The organism is Vibrio sp. B1FLJ16 (assembly GCF_905175385.1).
Taxonomy (GTDB): Bacteria; Pseudomonadota; Gammaproteobacteria; order Enterobacterales; family Vibrionaceae; genus Vibrio.
The window spans coordinates 2,076,208-2,098,638 of sequence record NZ_HG992749.1 but is presented as its reverse complement, the minus strand read 5'-3'; the positions used below and the strand labels follow the sequence as shown (position 1 = coordinate 2,098,638).

Annotated in this window: 24 protein-coding genes; 15 read left to right on the top strand and 9 right to left on the bottom strand. The window is 44.5% G+C overall.

The annotated features are described in order from the left end of the window. Positions 1-127 precede the first annotated feature (127 nt). From truA to purF, 6 genes are all read left to right on the top strand, one after another. The gene (gene truA, locus KHN79_RS09500) at positions 128-922 is read left to right on the top strand and encodes a tRNA pseudouridine(38-40) synthase TruA (protein WP_182008563.1); all 795 of its coding nucleotides are present in this window, start codon (positions 128-130) and stop codon (positions 920-922) included. Between the two features lie 195 nt (positions 923-1,117). Continuing rightward, positions 1,118-2,044, top strand: coding sequence for an acetyl-CoA carboxylase, carboxyltransferase subunit beta (gene accD / locus KHN79_RS09495; RefSeq protein ID WP_182008562.1), 927 nt, complete (start codon positions 1,118-1,120; stop codon positions 2,042-2,044). A gap of 44 nt (positions 2,045-2,088) precedes the next feature. Continuing rightward, positions 2,089-3,369 (top strand): bifunctional tetrahydrofolate synthase/dihydrofolate synthase, encoded by a 1,281-nt coding sequence (gene folC, locus KHN79_RS09490; RefSeq protein WP_182008561.1) that lies wholly within the window; start codon positions 2,089-2,091, stop codon positions 3,367-3,369. Positions 3,370-3,382: 13 nt separating this feature from the next. Beyond that, on the top strand, positions 3,383-3,982 hold the full coding sequence (locus tag KHN79_RS09485; protein ID WP_182008560.1) for an SPOR domain-containing protein: 600 nt from the start codon (positions 3,383-3,385) through the stop codon (positions 3,980-3,982). Between the two features lie 62 nt (positions 3,983-4,044). After that, positions 4,045-4,539, top strand: coding sequence for a CvpA family protein (locus tag KHN79_RS09480; RefSeq protein ID WP_182008559.1), 495 nt, complete (start codon positions 4,045-4,047; stop codon positions 4,537-4,539). A gap of 33 nt (positions 4,540-4,572) precedes the next feature. After that, the gene (gene purF, locus KHN79_RS09475) at positions 4,573-6,087 is read left to right on the top strand and encodes an amidophosphoribosyltransferase (protein ID WP_182008558.1); all 1,515 of its coding nucleotides are present in this window, start codon (positions 4,573-4,575) and stop codon (positions 6,085-6,087) included. A 112-nt stretch (positions 6,088-6,199) separates the two neighbouring features. Here purF and KHN79_RS09470 read toward each other — a convergent pair whose 3' ends face one another. Further along, a complete protein-coding gene (locus tag KHN79_RS09470) occupies positions 6,200-7,075 on the bottom strand; it encodes a LysR family transcriptional regulator (protein WP_182008557.1) in 876 nt (291 codons plus the stop codon). Positions 7,076-7,362: 287 nt separating this feature from the next. Here KHN79_RS09470 and KHN79_RS09465 point away from each other — a divergent pair, with 287 nt between their 5' ends. From KHN79_RS09465 to recR, 7 genes are all read left to right on the top strand, one after another. Next, positions 7,363-8,460, top strand: coding sequence for a response regulator (locus KHN79_RS09465; RefSeq protein WP_182008556.1), 1,098 nt, complete (start codon positions 7,363-7,365; stop codon positions 8,458-8,460). A 237-nt stretch (positions 8,461-8,697) separates the two neighbouring features. Further along, positions 8,698-8,826: a hypothetical protein gene (locus tag KHN79_RS21750; RefSeq protein ID WP_259344848.1), complete on the top strand. Its 129-nt coding sequence runs from the start codon at positions 8,698-8,700 to the stop codon at positions 8,824-8,826. A gap of 17 nt (positions 8,827-8,843) precedes the next feature. Further along, positions 8,844-9,248, top strand: a complete 405-nt coding sequence (locus KHN79_RS09460) for a YbaN family protein (protein WP_182008555.1) — start codon at positions 8,844-8,846, stop codon at positions 9,246-9,248. A 163-nt stretch (positions 9,249-9,411) separates the two neighbouring features. Continuing rightward, positions 9,412-9,957, top strand: a complete 546-nt coding sequence (gene apt / locus KHN79_RS09455; RefSeq protein WP_182008554.1) for an adenine phosphoribosyltransferase — start codon at positions 9,412-9,414, stop codon at positions 9,955-9,957. An 8-nt stretch (positions 9,958-9,965) separates the two neighbouring features. Continuing rightward, positions 9,966-12,116, top strand: coding sequence for a DNA polymerase III subunit gamma/tau (gene dnaX, locus KHN79_RS09450; RefSeq protein WP_182008553.1), 2,151 nt, complete (start codon positions 9,966-9,968; stop codon positions 12,114-12,116). A 244-nt stretch (positions 12,117-12,360) separates the two neighbouring features. Next, positions 12,361-12,690, top strand: a complete 330-nt coding sequence (locus tag KHN79_RS09445) for a YbaB/EbfC family nucleoid-associated protein (protein ID WP_005380618.1) — start codon at positions 12,361-12,363, stop codon at positions 12,688-12,690. 30 nt (positions 12,691-12,720) lie between these two features. Further along, positions 12,721-13,320 carry a recombination mediator RecR gene (gene recR, locus KHN79_RS09440; RefSeq protein ID WP_182008552.1) on the top strand — a complete coding sequence of 200 codons (600 nt, stop codon included), beginning with the start codon at positions 12,721-12,723 and terminating at the stop codon, positions 13,318-13,320. A 58-nt stretch (positions 13,321-13,378) separates the two neighbouring features. On the opposite strand, the gene aqpZ is transcribed toward recR, so the two are convergent. The 3 genes from aqpZ to KHN79_RS09425 form a co-directional block, all read right to left on the bottom strand. Then, on the bottom strand, positions 13,379-14,116 hold the full coding sequence (aqpZ, locus tag KHN79_RS09435) for an aquaporin Z (protein WP_182008551.1): 738 nt from the start codon (positions 14,114-14,116) through the stop codon (positions 13,379-13,381). Positions 14,117-14,314: 198 nt separating this feature from the next. Further along, a complete protein-coding gene (locus KHN79_RS09430) occupies positions 14,315-14,563 on the bottom strand; it encodes a YkgJ family cysteine cluster protein (RefSeq protein WP_182008550.1) in 249 nt (82 codons plus the stop codon). A gap of 116 nt (positions 14,564-14,679) precedes the next feature. Next, a complete protein-coding gene (locus KHN79_RS09425) occupies positions 14,680-14,928 on the bottom strand; it encodes a GlsB/YeaQ/YmgE family stress response membrane protein (RefSeq protein WP_182008549.1) in 249 nt (82 codons plus the stop codon). A 179-nt stretch (positions 14,929-15,107) separates the two neighbouring features. Here KHN79_RS09425 and KHN79_RS09420 point away from each other — a divergent pair, with 179 nt between their 5' ends. Then, positions 15,108-15,545: a YcgN family cysteine cluster protein gene (locus KHN79_RS09420; RefSeq protein ID WP_182008548.1), complete on the top strand. Its 438-nt coding sequence runs from the start codon at positions 15,108-15,110 to the stop codon at positions 15,543-15,545. 180 nt (positions 15,546-15,725) lie between these two features. Beyond that, the gene (locus KHN79_RS09415; RefSeq protein ID WP_182008547.1) at positions 15,726-17,435 is read left to right on the top strand and encodes a mechanosensitive ion channel domain-containing protein; all 1,710 of its coding nucleotides are present in this window, start codon (positions 15,726-15,728) and stop codon (positions 17,433-17,435) included. An 83-nt stretch (positions 17,436-17,518) separates the two neighbouring features. Here the strand turns inward: KHN79_RS09415 and KHN79_RS09410 are convergent, their stop codons facing one another. The 5 genes from KHN79_RS09410 to gap form a co-directional block, all read right to left on the bottom strand. Further along, entirely contained in the window at positions 17,519-17,878 is a 360-nt protein-coding gene (locus tag KHN79_RS09410; RefSeq protein WP_182008546.1) for a hypothetical protein, read from the bottom strand. A 195-nt stretch (positions 17,879-18,073) separates the two neighbouring features. Then, the gene (locus KHN79_RS09405) at positions 18,074-19,021 is read right to left on the bottom strand and encodes a ChaN family lipoprotein (protein ID WP_182008545.1); all 948 of its coding nucleotides are present in this window, start codon (positions 19,019-19,021) and stop codon (positions 18,074-18,076) included. A gap of 96 nt (positions 19,022-19,117) precedes the next feature. Further along, positions 19,118-19,942 (bottom strand): 23S rRNA (guanine(745)-N(1))-methyltransferase, encoded by an 825-nt coding sequence (rlmA, locus tag KHN79_RS09400; protein WP_182008544.1) that lies wholly within the window; start codon positions 19,940-19,942, stop codon positions 19,118-19,120. Between the two features lie 200 nt (positions 19,943-20,142). Then, positions 20,143-21,027, bottom strand: a complete 885-nt coding sequence (locus tag KHN79_RS09395) for a D-hexose-6-phosphate mutarotase (RefSeq protein ID WP_182008543.1) — start codon at positions 21,025-21,027, stop codon at positions 20,143-20,145. Positions 21,028-21,183: 156 nt separating this feature from the next. After that, positions 21,184-22,179, bottom strand: coding sequence for a type I glyceraldehyde-3-phosphate dehydrogenase (gene gap / locus KHN79_RS09390; protein WP_182008542.1), 996 nt, complete (start codon positions 22,177-22,179; stop codon positions 21,184-21,186). Positions 22,180-22,431 lie beyond the last annotated feature (252 nt).

Genomic DNA, 22,431 nt, shown 5'->3' with positions numbered 1-22,431 from the left:
CGTTGATAAAGCAAGGTCGATAAAAAAAACGTCGATAAAACAAAAAGGGTGGCGCAAGTCGCCCTTTTTGTATCTGGAAAGAGTTGGGTATATACTTCCCGCCCCATTTTAGAGTTCGAAGGTTAAGATGAGAATCGCATTAGGTATCGAATACAACGGTACAAACTACTTTGGTTGGCAACGCCAGAGGGACGTAAAAAGTGTCCAGGAAGAACTGGAAAAAGCGTTGTCCATCGTTGCAAACCACCCTGTAGAAGTACAATGTGCGGGACGAACTGATGCAGGCGTTCACGGTACAGGACAAGTTGTTCACTTTGATACTAACGTAAATCGAAAAATGGTCGCCTGGACGATGGGCGCGAATGCTAATATGCCAAGCGATATCGCTGTTCGATGGGCTCAAGAAGTTTCCGATGACTTCCACGCAAGATTCTCCGCTACAGCGCGCCGTTACCGCTACATTATTTTCAATCATGCATTACGTCCGGGTATCTTAAGCTCAGGTGTAAGTCACTATCACGGTGAGTTGGATGAGAAGAAAATGCACGAAGCAGGGCAGTTCTTACTGGGAGAAAATGATTTCTCTTCATTTCGCGCCGCGCACTGTCAATCCCTCAGCCCTTGTCGCAATATGATGCACCTGAACGTGACCCGTCATGGTGATTATGTTGTCATTGATATTAAAGCAAACGCGTTTGTTCATCACATGGTTCGTAATATAACAGGCAGCTTAATTAAAGTAGGGCGCGGTGAAGAAGAACCTGAGTGGATAAAGTGGCTGTTAGACGCCAAAGATCGCAAACTGGCAGGCGCTACCGCAAAAGCAGAGGGGTTGTATCTGGTAGATGTGGATTATCCGGCAGAATTTGATTTACCTAGTGTTCCGGTTGGTCCGTTGTTTTTACCAGATAATTTGAACTAAAGTCATAAAGTCGCTTCAAAATATTGATAGTTTAGACTGGACGTCATCGAAAATGTCGCGTTATTAATGAGATGAAAAATAGGTACAACCAGTTTTTTATCTACAGTAGCGGCAAGATATGGTTTAATCCGTCGGTGTTATTATGAATTTATATCTTTCGCAATGAAGCGGAAGAGTTGATAGAAAAGGTCTTCCATGAGTTGGCTTGAAAAGATTTTAGAAAAAAGCAATCTTGTTAGTTCACGTAAAGCTTCTATCCCAGAAGGTGTGTGGACAAAATGTACCTCTTGTGAGCAGGTTCTTTACCATGCTGAGCTGGAGCGTAATTTAGAAGTTTGTCCGAAGTGTAACCATCACATGCGTATGAAAGCGCGTCGACGTCTGGAAACATTTTTGGATGAAGGTCATCGTGTTGAACTGGCGTCAGAGCTTGAGCCTCAGGACAAACTGAAGTTTAAAGACTCTAAGCGCTACAAAGAGCGTATCTCTGCTGCACAAAAGAGTAGTGGCGAAAAAGACGCCTTGGTCGTGATGCAGGGTGAACTACTAGGAATGCCACTGGTAGCTTGTGCGTTTGAATTCTCATTTATGGGCGGTTCAATGGGCTCTGTTGTTGGTGCTCGTTTCGTCAAAGCGGTAGAAGCTGCCATCGAAAACAACTGTGCACTCGTTTGTTTCTCTGCAAGTGGCGGCGCACGTATGCAAGAGGCATTGATGTCTCTGATGCAAATGGCGAAAACCAGTGCAGCGTTAGAGCGTCTATCTGAAAAAGGCCTGCCTTTCGTTTCTGTACTGACTGACCCGACAATGGGCGGCGTATCTGCAAGTCTGGCTATGCTTGGTGATATCAACATTGGTGAACCTAAAGCACTGATCGGCTTTGCGGGTCGTCGTGTAATCGAGCAAACTGTACGAGAAGATCTTCCTGAAGGCTTCCAGCGCAGTGAGTTCCTGCTTGAGCACGGTGCAATCGATATGATTGTTGATCGCCGTGAAATGCGCCAGCGTGTCGGTGGTCTTATTGCTAAGATGACTAACCATAAGTCTCCTTTGGTTGTTTCGGTTAACGAATCTCCAAATGAAGAGCCATATTCTGTACCAGAAGCGGACGAAAAAGGGTAAAGTACCAGCTAACATAAAACCAAAGAATTAATGGTTAAAGTTAGATGACCCAAAACCCAATACCTCAAGCCACATCCTCTTTAGAGATGTGGCTTGATTATTTAACAAATATTCATTCCTCAGCCATCGACCTAGGCTTAGACCGCGTCCAAGCGGTAGCAAGTAAAGCCAATCTCACCAAACCAGCTCCAACAGTTATTACTGTTGCCGGAACCAATGGTAAAGGCTCAACGTGCGCGTTGATGGAAGCTATTCTACTAGATGCCGGCTACTCCGTCGGTGTATATAGCTCCCCGCATCTTATTCGATACAATGAGCGCGTGCGTATTAATGGCGTTGATGTAGAGGATGCAAAGCACTGTCACGCATTCGACTATATAGAAAAGCAGCGTGGAGACATCAGTTTAAGTCTGTTTGAATTCGGCACTCTTGCAGCGCTGCGTATATTTCAGACCGAAAAAGTGGATGTCGTTTTACTTGAAGTTGGTCTGGGTGGTCGTTTAGACGCAACAAATGTTGTTGATCACGATGTATCCGTTATTACCAGTTTAGCGGTTGACCATGTCGACTGGCTTGGTGATGACATCAACGTAATTGGCTTCGAAAAAGCGGGTATTTACCGTGCGGGTAAGCCGGCTATCTGTGGCCAACCAACTCCACCTTCTACTGTTGCTGCGCATGCCGATGATATTGGCGCAGACTTTTTCCAGGTCGGCATTCAGTTTAACTATAAGTTAACGGAAAAGGGATGGCAGTGGTCAAGTGGTGCTTTTGCTCTCGAAGACCTCCCTGTGCCATCGCTACCTTTGCCAAATGCAGCAACCGCGTTAATGGCGCTTGGCGCTTCAGAATTGCAAATTACTGACATCAATATCGTGAATGGCCTGAATAATGCTCGACTCTCAGGTCGCATGCAGATTTTGCAGAGTGAGCCAGAAATCGTGCTTGATGTTGCTCACAACCCCCACTCTGCTGAATATTTGGTAGAAAAGGTGAAGCATCAGTATTCTGATAAGGATATTCACGTCGTGGTTGCGATGCTCCACGATAAAGATATTAAAGCTACGCTTGGTGCATTAGCCCCTATAGCGACGAAGTGGTACCCAGCATCGCTTACCGGACCACGAGCAGCGACTGCAGAAGAGTTATGTCGATATTTGCCTCATGGGCAGGCTCAGTACCAAGCACCAGTAGACGCGTTTGAAAGCGCGAAAGAGAGTGCTGGTCAGAATGACGTTATCTTGGTCGTTGGTTCTTTCCATACCGTGGGTGAGGTGTTGGAACATTGGCAAAGTATTCATGAAGTAAGCAAAGGTAATAATTAAACAAGGTAATTTGATGGCAAGTAAATTTCAGAGTCGTCTAGTCGGCACTATCATTCTGGTTGCGGTGGGGGTTATCGTACTTCCCGATGTGCTAGATGGTAAAAAACTTCACTACAAAGAAGAATTTGCCAGCATTCCTATCAAACCTGAGCTTGATAGCGATGTGGAAAACTTCGAGATATTAGAGCCTGTTGAAGATGATATCGTGTTACCAGATTCACCAGTAGAGATGGTAGTACAGGAGTCAGGTGAGACTCAGATTGCTGCCACTAAGCCAGAACCAAAGCAAGAGCCTGCGGCTCAGGTGCAAGAAGTTCAGCAACCGGATGTGGTTGATGTGACTCCGCGTCCGGTTGCGGAAAAAAATCAATATGAAGATTCTGCATGGATCATTCAATTGATGGCGCTGAAGAATCACAACAATGCAGTCGCATTAGTAGCAGATCTGCAAAAGCGTGGTTATCAGGCTCACACCAAAAAAGAGAATGGCTTCACTCGTGTGATTGTTGGTCCGGATGTGTCAAAAAGTAAACTGGAACGACAAGTTCAGGAATTACAAAAAATTACCGGCTCAAAAGGTCAATTGCTCAAATTTAAGCCGTTAAATCCATAAGAAAAACGTTTGCGTCGGCATTTTTTCTGTTAAAATGCGCGCCAACTTAAGATGAAGAAAGTATGAATTGGATAGATTTTATCATTTTAGGGGTGATCGGGTTTTCAGCTTTGATCAGTTTAGTTCGCGGTTTTGCTAAAGAAGCGTTGTCGTTAGTGATTTGGTTTGGAGCCTTTTTTATCTCCAGTAACTACTACGCTAAATTGGCGGTGTATTTCTCCAATATCGAAGACGAAATGTTTCGTAACGGAGCTGCGATAGCGGCACTATTTGTCGCAACTTTAATCGTTGGTGCAGTGGTGAATTATGTCATTGGCCAACTGGTACAGAAAACAGGGCTGTCGGGTACTGACCGAATTCTTGGTGTGGTATTTGGTGGTTTACGCGGAGTCTTAATTGTTTCTGCGGTGCTGTTTTTTATGGATGCGTTTACTGCATTCCCAAGCTCGGATTGGTGGAAATCATCACAGTTGATCCCAGAGTTCAGCCGTATCATTGCCCCTTTCTTTGAGCATTTACAAGCAACGTCAAGTTTTCTTTCTGGCACTCTCCGGTAGTGCCAGCTACTGTCGCAAATCGAGGATTAGGACATGTGTGGTATTGTTGGAATCGTGGGCACAACCCCTGTAAACCAGTCTATTTATGACGCGTTAACGGTGTTACAGCATCGTGGCCAAGATGCAGCGGGTATTTGTACCATAGAAAGCAATCGTTTTCGTCTGCGCAAGGCGAACGGTTTAGTCAAGGATGTGTTCGAAGCAAGACATATGCAGCGTTTGCAAGGCGATGTTGGTATTGGCCATGTTCGCTACCCGACCGCTGGCAGTTCAAGTGCTTCAGAAGCTCAGCCTTTCTACGTAAACTCGCCATTCGGTATTTCTCTTGCTCATAACGGTAACTTGACGAACGCTAACGAAGTTCGCCAAAAACTGTTTGAAAAAGACCGCCGCCATATCAATACAACATCAGATTCAGAAGTGCTGCTCAATGTCCTTGCACACGAGATCGATTCAGTTAAAGGGAATGTCACGGCAGAAGATGTATTCCGCGCTGTGACAAACGTCCATCGTACAGTTCGTGGCGCTTATGCCGTCACTGCTATGATCATCGGCCATGGTATGATTGCATTCCGTGATCCTCACGGTATTCGACCGCTTTGTTTAGGCAAACGTGAAATCAAAGGCACAACTGAATATATGGTAGCGTCTGAATCTGTTGCACTTGATGCAGTTGGTTTTGATTTCGTACGTGACGTTGCCCCAGGAGAAGCGGTTTATGTAACATTTGATGGCAAGTTGTTTACCAAGCAGTGTGCCGACAATCCAAAACTCAACCCATGTATTTTTGAGTTTGTTTACTTTGCTCGTCCTGATTCATTTATCGATAAGATTTCGGTGTATAGCGCTCGTCTAGAAATGGGTCGTAAACTTGGTGAACGTATTCGTGAAGACTATGCGGATTTAGAAATTGATGTCGTAATCCCAATCCCAGAAACCTCGTGTGATTCTGCTCTAGAGATAGCGCAGGCGATCGGTAAACCATACCGTCAAGGCTTTGTGAAAAACCGCTACGTTGGTCGTACGTTTATTATGCCGGGTCAACAGCAGCGTAAGAAATCAGTCCGTCGCAAACTGAACGCGATTCGTTCTGAGTTTAAAGATAAGAATGTCCTATTGGTCGATGACTCTATCGTGCGTGGTACGACTTCAGAACAGATCATTGAGATGGCGCGTGATTCAGGTGCGAATAAAGTCTACTTGGTTTCCGCCGCGCCAGAGGTACGATTCCCGAACGTTTACGGCATTGATATGCCAAGCGCAACTGAGCTCATTGCTCACGGCCGGGACAACGAGACTATCTGTCAGCAGATTGGTGCGGATGCGTTGATCTATCAAAAGCTGGAAGATTTGGTTGAAGCTGTGGGTGTAGGTAACCAAGACATTACTCAGTTTGACACGTCAGTATTTAATGGTGAATACGTAACAGGCGATATTGATCAGCAGTATTTAGACTTCCTTGATGGAGTGCGTAATGACGATGCAAAGACTCAACGAGAAATCCAGCAAGATCTTGCTAACCTAGAACTTCACAATGAAGGCGCTTAATTAGCAATATATCGAACAAAAAAACCAGAGCTTGTGCTCTGGTTTTTTTGTTTAAGAGATAAATTACTGACTGCAGAAGATGGTCATTTACTCTTGTCATCAATCAAAATATCTATTGAATGTTGTAAGCAATCACGTAGTCGATGAAAAGTCGTACCTTTTCCGGAAGATGATCCTTGTGGTTGTAGAGCATATAAATATCTCGAGGGTTTGCGCTCCAGTCGGGTAACACGCGGATTAGGTCGCCACTTTCGATGAACTCCATAATCATAACATTTGGCATCAGTGTTATGCCCAAGCCCTCAGAGCAGGCACTTCGAACAACGTTTAAAGCGTTAGCTTGAAAACGAGCGCGATCAACGTTGACGACAGACTCACCGTTGCTGTTCTTTAACGTCCATTTGATTAGCGGGTAGCCCTTTAGCAGTGCATGGTTTGAAAGTTCTTCAGCGTGCTCGGGTTTCGGGTTTGCAGCCAGATATTCAGGGCTGGCAACCAAAATATCTTTTACTTCTCCCACCTTACGTGCGATCAGGCTGGAATCTCGCTGCGGGCCGACGCGGAAAATAACATCCCATTCTGTTGGGTCAAGTTTATCGGCGTTGGTCTCTGTAGTTAGCTCAATATTAATATCTGGATACTGTCTCATAAACCCATTAAACATCGGCATTATCATGCGTTTAGTCAGGTTAGAAGGCGCAGATATCTTGATTCTCCCAGATGCTCCGTGGCAATCATCAGTGATCTCTTCTGCAGTTGAAGCCAGCTTTTCAAGTAGTGGAGAGCACTCCTTGAAAAAACGTTCTCCGGCTTCTGTAAGAGATAACTTACGTGCGTGACGGTTCAACAGTCTCAAATTGACAGAGTCTTCCAGCGCTTGAATGCGTCGGGTGATGGTTGCAACCGGAATCATGGTTTTTCTCGAAGTTGCTGTGTAGCTCCCATTTTCGACAACAAGTCTAAATAGGTTTAGATCATCTAATTTCATATTTCCGGACACATTAAATTGCTGATTCAGGTAAATTTATATTTAATTTTGTAACTAAAGGTTGCTTCAAGTCAACATGTTGCACTATTTGACCGTAGTAATTCTTACTTCGTAAATATTGATAAACTATCTAATAGTTGTATAAACCTTCTTTTCAAGCTACTTTTTATACAAGGTGGAACTGCCTTGTAGCTTGCTGGGCGGCGTTTCGCTGCATGTAAATACAACAATAATAACTACTTAAATTGAAATTCGTTTTTTGACTGATCTATGTGAGGTGTATAGATATGTTTAAGACTCACAGTCAAACGGCCATGGTCTCGGAGCAGGAAGCGGTTAATCATAGACTCATAATGTTAGTGGATGATGACGCCATTTTTCGTAACGTCACCAATGCCTATTTAGAAAGTCAGGGTTTTGAAGTCATAGAAGCTGAAAATGGTCTAGAAGCTCTTCAACAACTAAGGGAACACCAACCCGATCTTGTCTTATGTGATTTATCTATGCCTTTATTGAATGGCATAGAGTTCGTCGAAGAAGTTAGTCTTGAATACCCATCATTGCCGTTAATTGCGATATCCGGTACGGATGATATGTCTGACGTAGCAAAGGCGTTGCGTTTTGGTATTAAAGACTTCCTGCCTAAACCGATAGGTAACTATAAACATTTGTCTCAAGCTATAGATAACACACTTGAGGATTGTGACAGTCATTTTTCAGAGCAACGTGACTTTTCCAGTCAGTGGTTCCGAGTGGATGACGGCGGGGAACTACCTGATGAGCAAGAGCTTTACTGGCATTTGGAATACTTACAGCAGTCCCCAAATGCGGCAAGAGATCTTTTACACGCGTTACTTCCGGATAAGGATGCTTCACAAGGAGATTGGCGCTGTTCTTATCGGTTGCTTCAATCGACAGATGTTATGCCATTGGTATTTGACTACCGCTGGTTGATGAATGGACAGTTTGCTTTCTACTTAGTGGATTCCGCAACGCAGGATAATGGTGGTGTAGGGACCACGTTACTTGTCAGGGCGTTGTTTGATGACTATCTGCGGAACTTGAAAAGCTTTAGCGCAGATCTTAAGGATATGGTAGGTATCATCGAAAAAGGGATCGCGTGCTCGAAATGCGCGGGTCCGGTAAATGCCGTCTTTGGTGTTGCGGATTTAGCGTCGTCGACGGTTTCTATCTTGCCTGCGGGCATAGAGAGCCAGTGGATCAATGGAGACGCCAAACAGCACATTGAGGGGGGACATTGCCTTGGTGACGGAAGTATGAAAAATTTTATTACTCGGGATTTACCGCTGACAACAGCCGGACAACTGTCTGTTGGAAGTCTCGGTTCATCAAACTTTAGCCTTAATATCACTCGTCATGTTTGATATGTAATGTATTAAAGCCGAACTTTAAATGAAAAAGCAGCGTTCAACGCTGCTTTTTTTATGTCAGTTGGGTGTTACTAAAACTTGTTGGCAGTTAAATAACCTTACTTTTAGTTTGTGTTTATAGTTGACGGTATAAGGTATAGTCTGCGCCTAAACAATAATACCCCATTTCTGTAACGTAGAGTTAACGTTGTGTGGTGGGAGAAGCAAAGTCAAATAGTGAGAAGAAACATCATGGCAGACAAAGAGTTCAAAGAGCCTTATAATATTTTTTACTTTTTAGGTTTTATTGCAGTACTTATGATCCCAACATTACCTGCAACGCTAACCTGGTTGCGTGTGCTGAACGGCTACGCGGGTTAATCATCTAGCTATCTTCAGTGGAGTTCACCATTCGTTTTAAGCGTTACTTTTTCAATATCGTTGGTGGACTCTGCATCGTTCTCGGTATCGCGGGAATTGTTCTTCCTCTTTTGCCAACGACTCCGTTTATCTTACTTGCTAGTGCTTGTTTTATGCGTGGCAGCCCTAAGTTTCATCAATGGTTACACAATCACAGAACCTTCGGTCCAATTCTCTATAACTGGAATAAGAATAAAGCTGTTGATGCGAAGGTAAAGCAGCGTGGCACTGTTTTTATTGCCCTTAGCTTTACGTTTTCGATCCTTGTTGCTCCTGTCATTTGGGTGAAAATTGTACTTTTAGTGATGGCAATCGTTTTACTTAGCTGGTTTATGCGTCTACCTGTGATTGAGCTGGTTGCTGACAGCGAAGAAAATCACTAAGATTGTAGGGAATAGTGTGCCCGCTCTTCGAGTGGGCGTTTGTATTTTCAGCACCTGTGACTTTACGAAAAGAAGCACACAGTGGTGAGAACCTATTGTTCGTTACCCTCGTGATACTGAGAAAAGCTAGAGGGTGATGAGCTAATCTAAGTAAACCGGTATTATGACTACAGAAACAATTTCACTGATCAAATCCAGCATCAAAAGCATCCAAGATTACCCAAAACCAGGCATCCTTTTTCGTGATGTAACCAGTCTTCTGGAAGACGCAACGGCATATCAGGCGACCATAGGTCTGCTGGTTGAACGTTACAAAGAGATGGGTTTTACCAAAGTTGTGGGTACAGAAGCACGAGGCTTCCTGTTTGGTGCGCCACTAGCTCTTGAGCTAGGCGTTGGTTTTGTTCCAGTGCGTAAGCCAGGCAAACTGCCACGTCCTACAATCGCTCAATCGTACGAACTAGAGTACGGCATGGATACATTAGAAATCCATACAGATGCTATTGTCGAAGGCGACAAAGTACTTGTTGTTGATGATTTGCTGGCTACTGGCGGTACCATCGAAGCAACGACTAAACTCATTCGCCAGTTAGGTGGTGAAGTAGAGCACGCTGCATTCGTTATCAATCTACCTGAAATCGGCGGTGACAAACGTTTAGAAGCTTTAGGTCTAAACGTCTACAGCATCTGTGATTTTGAAGGACATTAATACATTCAATGAGTTATTTAGCTTTAGCGCGAAAATGGCGTCCTAATAAGTTTGACCAGGTCGTAGGACAAAAACATGTCTTGACGGCTTTGGAAAACGCGTTAGCGCAAAATCGCCTCCATCATGCGTACTTGTTTAGTGGCACTCGTGGTGTTGGTAAAACAAGTATCGGCCGTTTATTCGCCAAAGGATTGAACTGTGAAACCGGCATTACCGCAACACCCTGTGGTCAGTGCGATACTTGTCGCGAAATTGATGAAGGTCGGTTTGTTGATTTATTAGAAATTGACGCAGCCTCACGTACTAAAGTTGAAGATACTCGTGAACTGTTAGACAACGTTCAATATAAACCTGCTCGTGGGCGCTTTAAAGTGTATCTCATTGATGAAGTACACATGTTGTCGCGTCACTCGTTCAATGCTTTGTTGAAAACATTGGAAGAGCCACCGGAGTACGTGAAGTTCTTGTTAGCGACAACTGATCCACAAAAGCTGCCAGTGACGATTCTGTCGCGTTGTCTTCAGTTCCACCTCAAGCCAATCAGTGTTGATGATATTCACCAGCAACTTGATCACATTCTTGGGCAAGAGCAGGTATCAGCAGAGCCGAAAGCGTTAGGGATGATTTCTCATGCTGCTGATGGCAGTATGCGTGATGCCCTGAGTCTGACTGACCAAGCCATCGCTTTGGGTAACGGTGTTGTACAAGCGGATATCGTCAGTCACATGCTGGGCACGATTGATACCGATCAGGCGATTCATTTACTTGAATCGATTAGTAGCAAACAGCCCCAGCAAGCTATTGATAAAATTCAATACCTTGCTTCAAACGGCGTTGAGTGGGATGGTTTGCTGCAACAAATGGCTGCGCAATTGCACAGGATCGCCATGTATCAAGCTTTGCCGTCAACTTTGGACCAAGCTCAGCCAGATGCAGAAAAAATCGAATTATTGAGTAAAGCGCTCAGCCCACAAGATGTGCAGCTTTACTATCAGATTGCGATAAAAGGTCGTGAAGATCTTGCATTGTCACCTAATGGCCGCGTCGGCATGGAAATGATTGTGTTGCGTATGATGGCATTTCGTCCGTCAGCCAATAATGATGCGAATATCATTTCGACTGCATCGAAACCGCAAGCCGCTTCAGCACTGAACGCAAGTCAGATAACAGCGCCACCACGACTAAACCCGCAGGAGACGCCTCAGCAGCGTCCGGCTCCAATGGCGGCACAGCAACCTGCTTCTCAGCAGGTAAGTCAGCCTGTGGTCACCAATTCAGTACCGCAGCAGGAAGCTCCTCAATATCCGGCTGAACCTCAAAGCAGCTATGAAGTTATGGATTCACCGCACTATGATATGGCGCCTCATGTCAGTGAGAACACGGCACCTGAAGAACATGCGCAGCTAGAGCAAGCCCCAGAGAATGCTCCGGCAGCATCTGCACGGGGTGGGTTAGGTGGCCTGCGTCATCAACTTCGCTCTCAGCGTCAGGGGTTACAGCAAAACGCGCCGCAACAAAGTGGTGGCCCAAAAAAGTCTAAAGCGGCATCTGCTAAGCAAGAGTCGGTTCTGGACCGTGTAGCGCAACGACACGGCAGTTCCACACAGGTGTCGCCAAGCTCTACACTTCAGGCAGAAGAGCAAGTTGTGGAAGAAGCGTATCGCTGGCGTCCGAGCAAACCTGTCGAGACGAAAGTTAATACGAAACTGACTCCTACGCAGCTTAAGCAAGCACTTGAGCACGTAAAAACACCAGAAATGGCGCAAAAGCTCGTTGATGAATCTCTGGAACAAAGTGAGTGGGCAAAGCTTATCAGCTTGATGAATATGCCTAAGCTAGTGGAGCAACTTGCGCTAAACTCAAATTACAGTAAAGATGGCTCGACGATTTCTTTGCAGTTGAGAAGTAGCCAGGCGCACTTAAATACGGATAGAGCGCAGGGGGAACTGCTTAATGCGTTGAGCACGACCTTGGGAGAGGATTGCCATTTATCGGTAGAAATCGGTGAAAGTGGTGAAACCCCGCTAGAGCTGCGCGATAGGCTCTATCAAGAAAAATTACAGCAAGCACTAAACAGCCTAGAAAACGATCCGAACGTAGAGTTTATTGAACGCCGTTTTGCTGCTGAGCTTGATAAAGATAGTGTGCGCCCGATCTAACTAACAAACGGAATGGGGTTGAAATCCTAAAGGGATAACCCCATTAACTGATACAACACCTCATAGCAATCACAGTAAATAAGTGAGCATAAATAGCGCAGGAAAAATGCTTGAGAACAAGGCGCAATTTTTCGATAAGTAGTTATTCTACAATCAAAAGGTGCAACGAAGTTAACGAGTATTTTAACAAGCTAGAATGACCAGTTATTTACTACGATTGGTATCACTAACCAGAGAGATAAACATGTTTGGTAAAGGCGGTATGGGCAACCTAATGAAGCAAGCCCAGCAAATGCAAGATCGTATGCAAAAGCTTCAAGAAGAAATTGCGAATATGGAAGTAACAGGCGAGTCTGGTGCTGGTCTGGTTAAAGTTACCATCACTGGTAGCCACAGCGTTCGTCGTGTTGATATCGATGAAAGCTTGATGGAAGACGACAAAGAAATGCTGGAAGATTTGATTGCAGCAGCATTCAACGACGCAGCTCGTCGCGTCGAAGAAACCCAAAAAGAGAAAATGGCTTCTGTAACTGGCGGTATGCAACTACCACCAGGTATGAAAATGCCTTTCTAATCTGCAGATTTTTTATTAAGCGGATTTTCAATGCGTACCAGTCATATGCTGGAGCAATTGATGGAGGCCTTACGTTGTCTACCTGGGGTTGGCCCCAAGTCGGCACAGCGTATGGCCTTTCATTTGTTACAGCGTGATAGAAAAGGCGGTCTGCAGCTTGCAGATGCGCTCAGTCAGGCGATGACAGAAATTGGTCATTGTTCTGAATGTCGAACCTTTACTGAAGAAGACGTTTGCCATATTTGTACTAATCCAAAGCGCCAGGAAAATGGTCAAATTTGTGTAGTAGAAAGTCCGGCAGACATTGCCGCCGTCGAGGCGACAGGACAGTACTCAGGGCGATACTTTGTTCTGATGGGACACTTATCTCCACTTGATGGTATCGGACCCAGTGATATTGGTTTAGATGTGCTTGATTATCGCCTTCGTCGGGGTGATATTACAGAAGTTATTCTTGCTACCAACCCTACGGTTGAGGGCGAAGCTACGGCTCATTACATAGCTGAACTGTGTAAAGAGCACCAAGTAGAGGCTAGCCGTATCGCACATGGTGTGCCTGTCGGTGGTGAGCTTGAGCTTGTTGATGGAACAACTTTGTCCCACTCGCTAATGGGCCGACACAAACTTTAGTAACTAGTAAAGAAAAGTAAAAGCCGCTGATTTCAGCGGCTTTTTTCTTCCTGTTTTTCTACTGGCAGGTGCTGTCTTCCTGATGAAATTCAGAGGATTGGTTGTCTAAATTTGTTGCCAGAAGATTTCTGTAGATTAACGCACCTAATACACCACCGATGATTGGTGCAATCCAGAATAACCATAGCTGAGATACCGCCCAATCGCCGACGTAGATGGCTACACCGGTACTACGGGCAGGATTCACCGAGGTGTTGGTAACAGGAATACTAATGAGGTGAATCAAGGTTAAACACAGGCCGATAGCGATAGGACCAAACCCTTGAGGTGCCAGTCTGTCTGTTGCCCCCATGATGACAATCAGAAACATCATGGTCATAACGACTTCGGTTACTAAAGCAGCCAGCATGGAATATTGGCCGGGTGAGTGCTCGCCATAGCCGTTTGACGCAAAACCTGAACCTGCTATATCAAAGCCCATTTGTCCCGCCGCGATAACATAGAGAACCCCACCCGCGATAATACCACCGATCACTTGCGCTATTACGTAAGGCAGTACATCTTTAGTTTCAAACCGACCGCCAGCCCAAAGGCCAACCGTTACGGCCGGATTTAAGTGGCAACCTGAAATATGACCTATAGCGAAAGCCATAGTAAGAACGGTTAGACCAAACGCCAGAGAGACCCCTAGCAGACCAATACCGACATCGGGAAATCCAGCTGCTAATACTGCGCTGCCGCAGCCACCGAGTACTAACCAAAAAGTGCCAAATACCTCAGCCAAATACTTATTCATGTAGTTTCCTATTTCATATTTAATTACTTGCTGAACATAGTCGAGAAGTGTCAATAAAATGTGAGATAAAACACGAAAAGCTATTAAAAGCTGCAGATTATGAGAAAAAATCTCAAAGATGAAACGAATAAGGGCTGCTTATAGCGATTAGACGTTATCTGTTAAATATGGTCAGTGGTAAGGTTGTTGATGCTTTGATTAGGTTAATAACTCTAGTTCTGAAATATTAGCTATCGCTTCTTGGTTGCTTTCGCCACATACCACAGGACATGGTTTGAATTCGTGGCAAACTTTAGGACGCTCAGGCTTACCAAATAGTTTACAAAGGTTATCGTCGTTAAGTTGAATGCACCGGATCCCTGCTGGCTTACCTTTCGGCATTCCCGGAATCGGTGAAGAAATACTTGGGGCGATACAACATGCCCCACATCCTAATCGACAATCCATAACGCAAATCTCTTAAAAAATGAGTCGGCAATTATGGCCATTTTGACATGGATTGGAAGGGGAAATTAATCAAAATGCATCGAACAAACTAAATAACACCCTGAGGTTTGGTCTTGTCACCTGAGAAAGCGGTTATAAACAAACAGAAGCACAAATGCACCAATTGTCGCAGTAATAATACTACCGATATTAACGCCATCCGCACCGCCTAGTCCTAAGAAGCTTCCTAGAAAGCCACCAACGAACGCGCCGGCTATACCTAGAAACATTGTGGCAATCCAACCACCACCGTCAGGACCCGGCATTAACCATTTAGCGAGTGCACCAGCGATGATGCCAAGAATAATCCAGGAAATGATACCCATAAACACTCCTTACCATGTTATCAGCCATTGAAACTGATTTAATAATAGAACATGTCGATGGATTGTCATTAATTTTGATCCGCAGTCTCAGGCCCAAGTAGTCGCGATTGTATGGACTTGAATTTTTGTGATTAGAGGAGTATAAATCGCCCCCTGATTCCCCAGGTGAGACCCGAAGTATGAGCACTCCATTTTGGCAAAGTAAATCGTTAGAGCAGATGACAGAAGAAGAGTGGGAATCTCTCTGTGACGGATGTGGTAAGTGCTGCCTGCACAAGCTAATGGATGAAGATAGTGACGAGATCTATTACACCAATGTTGCATGTAGCTGGCTGAACAGCAAGACGTGTTCATGTAAGGACTATCCAAATCGTTTTACTTCGGGTGAAGAGTGCACCAAACTTACACGTGAAGATATAGACGACTTTACGTGGCTACCACACACATGTGCTTATCGTTTGCTGGCAGAAAAACAGCCCTTACCAGAATGGCACCCGCTGATTACGGGCTCCAAATCGGCGATGCATGCTGCCGGAGAAAGTGTTCGAAACAAGGTGGTTTACGAGATAGATGTGGTGGATTGGGAAGACCACATATTGAATCACCCAAATCGCTAATAGCGAGCCGCTAATTTTAAACGAGCCTTTCATCATTAATGAAAGGCTCGTTTGCTTTTGGTTTTCTAAACTCTGACGTTCAACTAACCTAATGATGTTTGGTTTATTATTTAGAAATGTAAACTTACACTCATTCATTCTTGATCGTGTCGATTGGGATTTATTTCCTGAGAGGTATAAATGACGTTTTATTTCCCTAAGAGAGTTTCCTTAATGCCATGGGGCGCGGCATTCTCGTTGTTCATCTTATTAATGAGCTCTTTTTCTGTAAGTGCAGTGGAGAAAGATGAAGTTCCGTCTGTATCTCCGGCAGAAGCAACTATAGATAACCTCAATATAGATATTGTGGACTTAACTCAGAGTCTCTCGTTGACAAGTGGTGATGAACGCGACGCACTTCAATTACAACTTTTCCAGAAAAACCAAGAGCTAAGGGTTCAACTACAGACGGCTATTGAAAACGAATCTATCTCACATGATAAGCTGGTCAATCTGGTAAAAACTCAAGAGAAATACACCCAAGAAGCTACGGAATACCTGAATTCGAAAACGAAATCAGTGGTTGAGCAGCTGAATGAAGCGAAAGATGAAGACAAGCTTTCGATAATCAATGATTATCGTGAAATTCAGCATTATATGGATGTGATTTTTCAGGCGAGATGGCAAGACGTTGAGTGGTTAGGGCAACTGGATGTCGCGAGCAAGCGCACAAAGGCTCAGTTTAAGGATGAGGTAGATAAGCGTATTCGTCTTCTGTCTGCGTCGATGCAATACTTGAGTCAGCAGAGCAAAGCTATTGGCACTCAAGTTTCCTCTAGTCCCGAGTCAGAAAAAGCTTCTCAGCAATTGAGTCAGTTAATTGTTAAGCAAAGATTAGACGTTGCAACAGAAAGCTTACGCAGCCTGATGCCAATCGCTGACAACGTTGGTATAGAAACCTCGGAGTACAAACGCCAGATCTTCGAAGTTACTGGTAGCATTACCCACGACTTGTTTAACAGTAAAGTGGTATGGTCTATTGTCACACACTGGTCAAACTCTGCGATGGATTGGCTGGCAGGGAATGCGCCTCAGCACCTGTTCAAGCTGCTTATTTTTGTTCTGGTTCTGGTATTCGCTCGTGCACTGGCAAAAATTGCACGTAAGGTCATGAGAAAGGCCGTTGCCTCTAAAAACCTAAGATTCTCGCACTTGATGCAAGACTTTTTTGTCTCAATGTCCGGTAAGATCGTATGGGTAATCGGTATCATGGTCGGCTTATCTCAGATAGGTTTGAATCTTGCTCCGGTACTTACCGGTTTCGGTATTGCCGGTGTGATCATCGGTTTTGCGTTGCAGGATACATTATCTAACTTCGCTTCGGGTATGATGCTTTTGATTTACCGTCCATTTGATGTTGGTGATTTTGTCCATGCAGGTGGTGTGGATGGTAAAGTAAGTCACATGAGCTTAGTGAACACCACTATTCGAACTTTCGATAACCAAATCATCATTGTTCCAAATAGTAAAATTTGGGGTGATGTGATTAAAAATGTTACGCACGAACGTATCCGCCGTGTTGATATGGTATTTGGTATCGGTTATGAGGACGATTTACTTAAAGCTGAATCCGTACTGACAGATATCATTACCTCGCATCCTGCAGTTTTACGTACACCAGAGCCGATGATTAAAGTTCATACTCTCAATACTTCATCAGTAGATTTTATTGTTCGTCCATGGGTGAAAACGGATGATTACTGGGATGTGTACTGGGATGTCACAAAAGAAGTAAAACTGCGCTTTGATCGTGAAGGTATCTCTATCCCATTTCCGCAACAGGACGTGCATCTGCATATGGTCGAGAAGGAAACAGCAGAGAAGAATATCATCGAGAAAAAATTCGCGTAACAGCCTACCGTTCTACAAAAAAGCGCTCTTATCAAAGAGTGCTTTTTAATGCGTCTAGTCGGCGGGTTCGGCTGTCTAACTGGTTAGACAAGCGCAAGAAGAATACCACCGACACTCAGCGCCGCAGACAAGTATTGCCCTGCTGAGTATGAACTGTCCTCTTCTTCTTTAACTTTATCGGGATGGTTCATGCCTAAAGCACCGTGAGCAAATGATTCAACTTTTTCACTGACGGTTTTGTTTTCTGCCGCTACGGTTTGACTTTCGTGATCGATTTCTTGAAGTGCGGAAAGGAGCGCTTTTCCTTCAGCTGAAAGCGTTATTTTGTTCTGTTCTGCTTTTAATGGCTGTGCGTTACTTTCCTCTGTTGCCGCTTTCGCCGAAGTTGCTGAGGACTGTATGTTCGCGTATGAACTGACTGAGTTGCTTCCTACTGGATTCATCGAGTACTCCTTGTAAATCGACACTCGTCCGGCGAGTGCGGGTAAAAAGCAGTTATCTTATCTATCGGCGGGATGCGGCATTCCTTAAATGGTTTAGTGGAAAAAGGTCTGTTTTTGCCGCTTCCCATGGATATTGGAATTACTAGCAAAAAACAGACCTGTTTTGTAAATGTCTTTACTTATTCCGAGGTACGGTTATTGACACTCAAGATCGGTATTACGCTTTGTCAGGTGTTTAAAGGCTTGCATTCGATTGCTGTCTTTTACGTAGCGAACTGGTGGAGCCAATACCTCAAGCTGATAATCGGTGCTGTCAGTGACGACTTGTGCGTTAGGTGTAATGATCGCTACTTTTAAATTTGGGTTTCTGTTCAGAATAGACGCTGCTGTACCTAAGCCACCCTCAGTGTGGAACTTACCTGCCACATGAATAACCTGAGTCCCTTGGTTTTTCTCCAGGAACTTGACGATAGACTCAGCCATGGTCTCGTCCCAGGTCATCTGCGCGGCATATTGTTTTTCTGTCTGCTCTGGCTTGCCGTGATGCATTGAAGCCATAAACTTTTCTTTGTACAGACTGTCACCTGTGTTGATCGTCTCAGCGACAAAACCACGTTCACTAGTATCCAGTTTATTAAGGTAGTCAACGCCCTGACGACCTATACAACGCACAGTTTTTTTCGGTGCGTTTGCAGCAATAACTGGTATCTCTGAACGCTTTGCAAGCTCGATTAGCGGGCGATAGTCACTCTCGTAGTTAGGCCAGGCACTACTTTGTTTGATGAAATATTGTTCGCCAATTTGCCCTTGCAAGTATTCATTTAATACGTCTTGCTTATCGCGGGTAACTTGCTCCATGGAAAGAGCAATAGGACGTTCACCTGCTGCTAGTTGCTTTAGTATATCCGCTTGGAAGCGGTGAATACCTGCGTGAGTGTGCCACTCACCAATTAGAATGACGTCGGCTTGCTGTAGCTCAGGCGTTAGGGTAGTAACTAAGACGGGTTCGCCAGAAGGGGAGTACAGTTTGTAATCGTAAAAGCTGACCACTTCATTTGATGTGGTTTCTGTTGTCGTTGATGTGGTTGAAACACAACCAGTAAGCGTGCTTGCTAATGCAAGGCATAAAAGAGAAAAACGCATGAAAAGCCTCCAAAAATGTCGGACTGATATTAATGGAGGCTATCTGAATAATCAATGCAAATGAGAATGATTGACTTTTTCTATTGTGTAAATGTGTTATAAAGCAATCTTACGGTACACACGTAACATAAAGTCGGCCTCGCATTGGAAAAGTGTAGCGGACTTTAACTCATCGCGGAGCTCATCTGTTGCCTTCCAGGCGAATGGTGTCATTTGTAACAGATCAAATGCGTCACCGTTTTTCAATTTCATTACGTAGTTAAGCTGTTGCTGATGTTCAAGTTGGTAGCCTTCAATGGCTTCTGGCTCTTCGTTGTGAAGGCGCACGTCCTGATAAATACGCTCACGAAGCTGATATAGATGGCGTCCCGCAGGTGTTACGGTGATAACCACGCCGTTATCTTTAACAACGCGCCTTAGCTCTTCTGCTTTACATGGCGCGTAAATTCGTAAGATAGCGTCCAGAGACTGGTCTGAAAAAGGAAGCCTATGGCTTGAAGCGACACTGAACTGACAGTCAGGATAGCGTTTAGAGGCGTAGCGGATAGCTATTTTTGAGATATCCAAGCCAAACGTAACGGCGTCCTTATCTTGAGTCTGCAAGGTCTTTTGCACTTGATCAGTGTAGTAACCTTCACCGCAGCCAATGTCCAAAAGTTGGTGAGAAGTCCCTTCTGTATAATCAGAGCAGAGGCGTGCTACTTCTTGACGCATAGGGTCGTAATAGTTTCCCTCCAAGAATCGACGACGTGCTTGCATCATCTCTTTATTGTCACCTGGATCTTTAGAGCGTTTATGATGTGCAGGCATCAGATTTACGTAGCCTTCTTTAGCCATGTCAAACTGATGGTTATTTTCACACTTAAATGTTTTATCAGTAAGTGCAAGAGGCTGGTGGCAAAGAGGGCATTGGTAGTTCATGAAGATCTCAAGCTGAAAGTAGGGCAACAAATTCTATCAAAAAGCACGGCTTTAAGTGAAACAAAATGAGTGGACGCAAGCACTCTGGTGAAAGTCAGACGCGGAGTTTTACTTTCTAGATGTTCTTATTGATCTAATAGAAAGTAGATCATGCTACTGAACGAAAGAAAAAAGCCGGACAAACCGGCTTATTGAGGTATTTATTGTGCTGAAATTACGGTGACTAACTCGTGACTTTCACCTGGTTGCAAAGTTTTACCCTGGCTGAGGTCGGATGCGTGCAGTGCAGATTCAACACAAAGCATGGTTTGATAACCATTATCCGCCATGTCACCCATAGACTGTGCGCCTTCTGCCCAAGGGTTCCACAGTACAGCAGAGTTATGGCCGCTGTTTTCAACACTTAGAGTACGATCAAACACTGGATCTTTGACCAAAATCTGGGCTTCCGGTTGTGTGTATACACGATCGATAGTGTCGGTTAACTGCAGAACTTCACCGCCTTGGCATATCTCACCGTCTTTCAGGCTGTCAACGTACTCACTACCCATACCAGTAGTCTGAGTTTGCAAAATGTCGCCAACATTAAGGTAAGTATGCAACGCACCAGAGAAGCTCCATGCTTCATCATCAATATTGAGTACTTTTAATGTTACTTTCAACTCGTCACTGACTTCAACAATAAGGCGGGCATCAAACATATGAGGCCAGATTTGGTGTGTTTCTTCGGTTGGAAACAGAGCGAGTTCAACAATCACACCAAGTTCGTTTTCACGGTGTTCTACCAGTTCCCATTCAGCCGTTCGTGCAAAACCATGTGCTGGTGCTGCAATTCGTCCGAACCAAGGCCAGCAAACCGGGATACCGCCACGCAGTGCAGCTTTACCATCAAAAACGGCTTCGTCGCTCATCCAGATAAGATCTTCTTGATCTGCTGGTTTGTAGGAGACCACGTGACCGCCATGGAGTGAAATGCCCGCTGTGGCTTTATCGTGAATGATGCGGACAATTTTTACTTGATCAACTTCGACTATTGTAATGTTGTCAGAAAGGACGGTAAGGGCTGGAAGGTTTATTAAATCCATCTGATTTTTTCCTGTCGCTGCAAGAGGGCAATTTGACCGGTGCATGATGTTGTTTTCACGCGCTTGAGAACATCACCCTCAAATTCCAGATACAAAAAAGGCGACTATTAAGTCGCCTTTTTTTCAACTCAGTTAAGAGCTAATCACTATTTCTAATTACTTAGAGATGTGTGCGATTAGGTCTAGAACTTTGTTTGAGTAACCGATTTCGTTGTCGTACCAAGATACAACTTTAACGAATTTGTCAGTTAGAGCGATACCAGCTTTAGCATCGAATACTGAAGTGCAAACTTCACCGATGAAGTCTTGAGATACAACTGCATCTTCAGTGTAGCCTAGAACGCCTTTTAGTTCGCCTTCAGAAGCTTCTTTCATCGCTTTACAGATGTCTTCGTAAGAAGCACCGTTAACTAGGTTAACAGTTAGGTCAACTACAGAAACGTTAGCAGTTGGTACGCGGAAAGCCATACCAGTTAGTTTGCCGTTTACTTCTGGAAGTACAACGCCTACAGCTTTAGCAGCACCAGTTGAAGATGGGATGATGTTTTGAGAAGCACCACGACCACCGCGCCAGTCTTTAGCAGAAGGACCATCAACAGTTTTTTGAGTTGCTGTTGTAGCGTGAACTGTAGTCATAAGACCAGATTCGATACCGAACTTGTCGTTAAGAACTTTAGCGATAGGCGCTAGACAGTTAGTAGTACAAGAAGCGTTAGAAACGATGTCTTGACCAGCGTAAGTGTCGAAGTTTACGCCGTTAACGAACATTGGAGTAGCGTCTTTAGAAGGACCAGTTAGTACAACTTTTTTCGCGCCAGCAGTGATGTGCTTACGTGCAGTCTCGTCAGTTAGGAAAAGACCAGTTGCTTCAGCTACAACGTCAACACCGATTGCGTCCCATTTTAGGTCTTCAGGGTTGCGCTCTGCAGTAACACGTACAGTTTTGCCGTTAACGATTAGGTTACCGCCTTCAACTTCAACAGTACCGTTGAAACGGCCGTGAGTTGAGTCGTACTTCAGCATGTATGCCATGTAATCTACATCGATAAGGTCGTTAATACCTACAACTTCGATGTCTGAGCGCTCTTGCGCTGCACGGAATACGAAACGACCGATACGGCCAAAACCGTTAATACCTACTTTGATAGTCATTATAGTTGCTCCACAACTTAATTTCTGATTAAAGATAACTGGTAGTAAAATTACAGAATCCAGTAAACATCTGCAACTGATAATCGGACTTAACTTGTTTAAAGTCAAAAAAAAGCGCCGCTTTTTTTAACAATTGGTTGCAAATGTTCGTTTTTTAAACTTTTTACTGCTTTTACTCTAGTCCAGTTGGCGTAATATAACCGACGAGATTAGCTCTCGTATCAAATTAATTACACATGGTGTCCTGGTGAG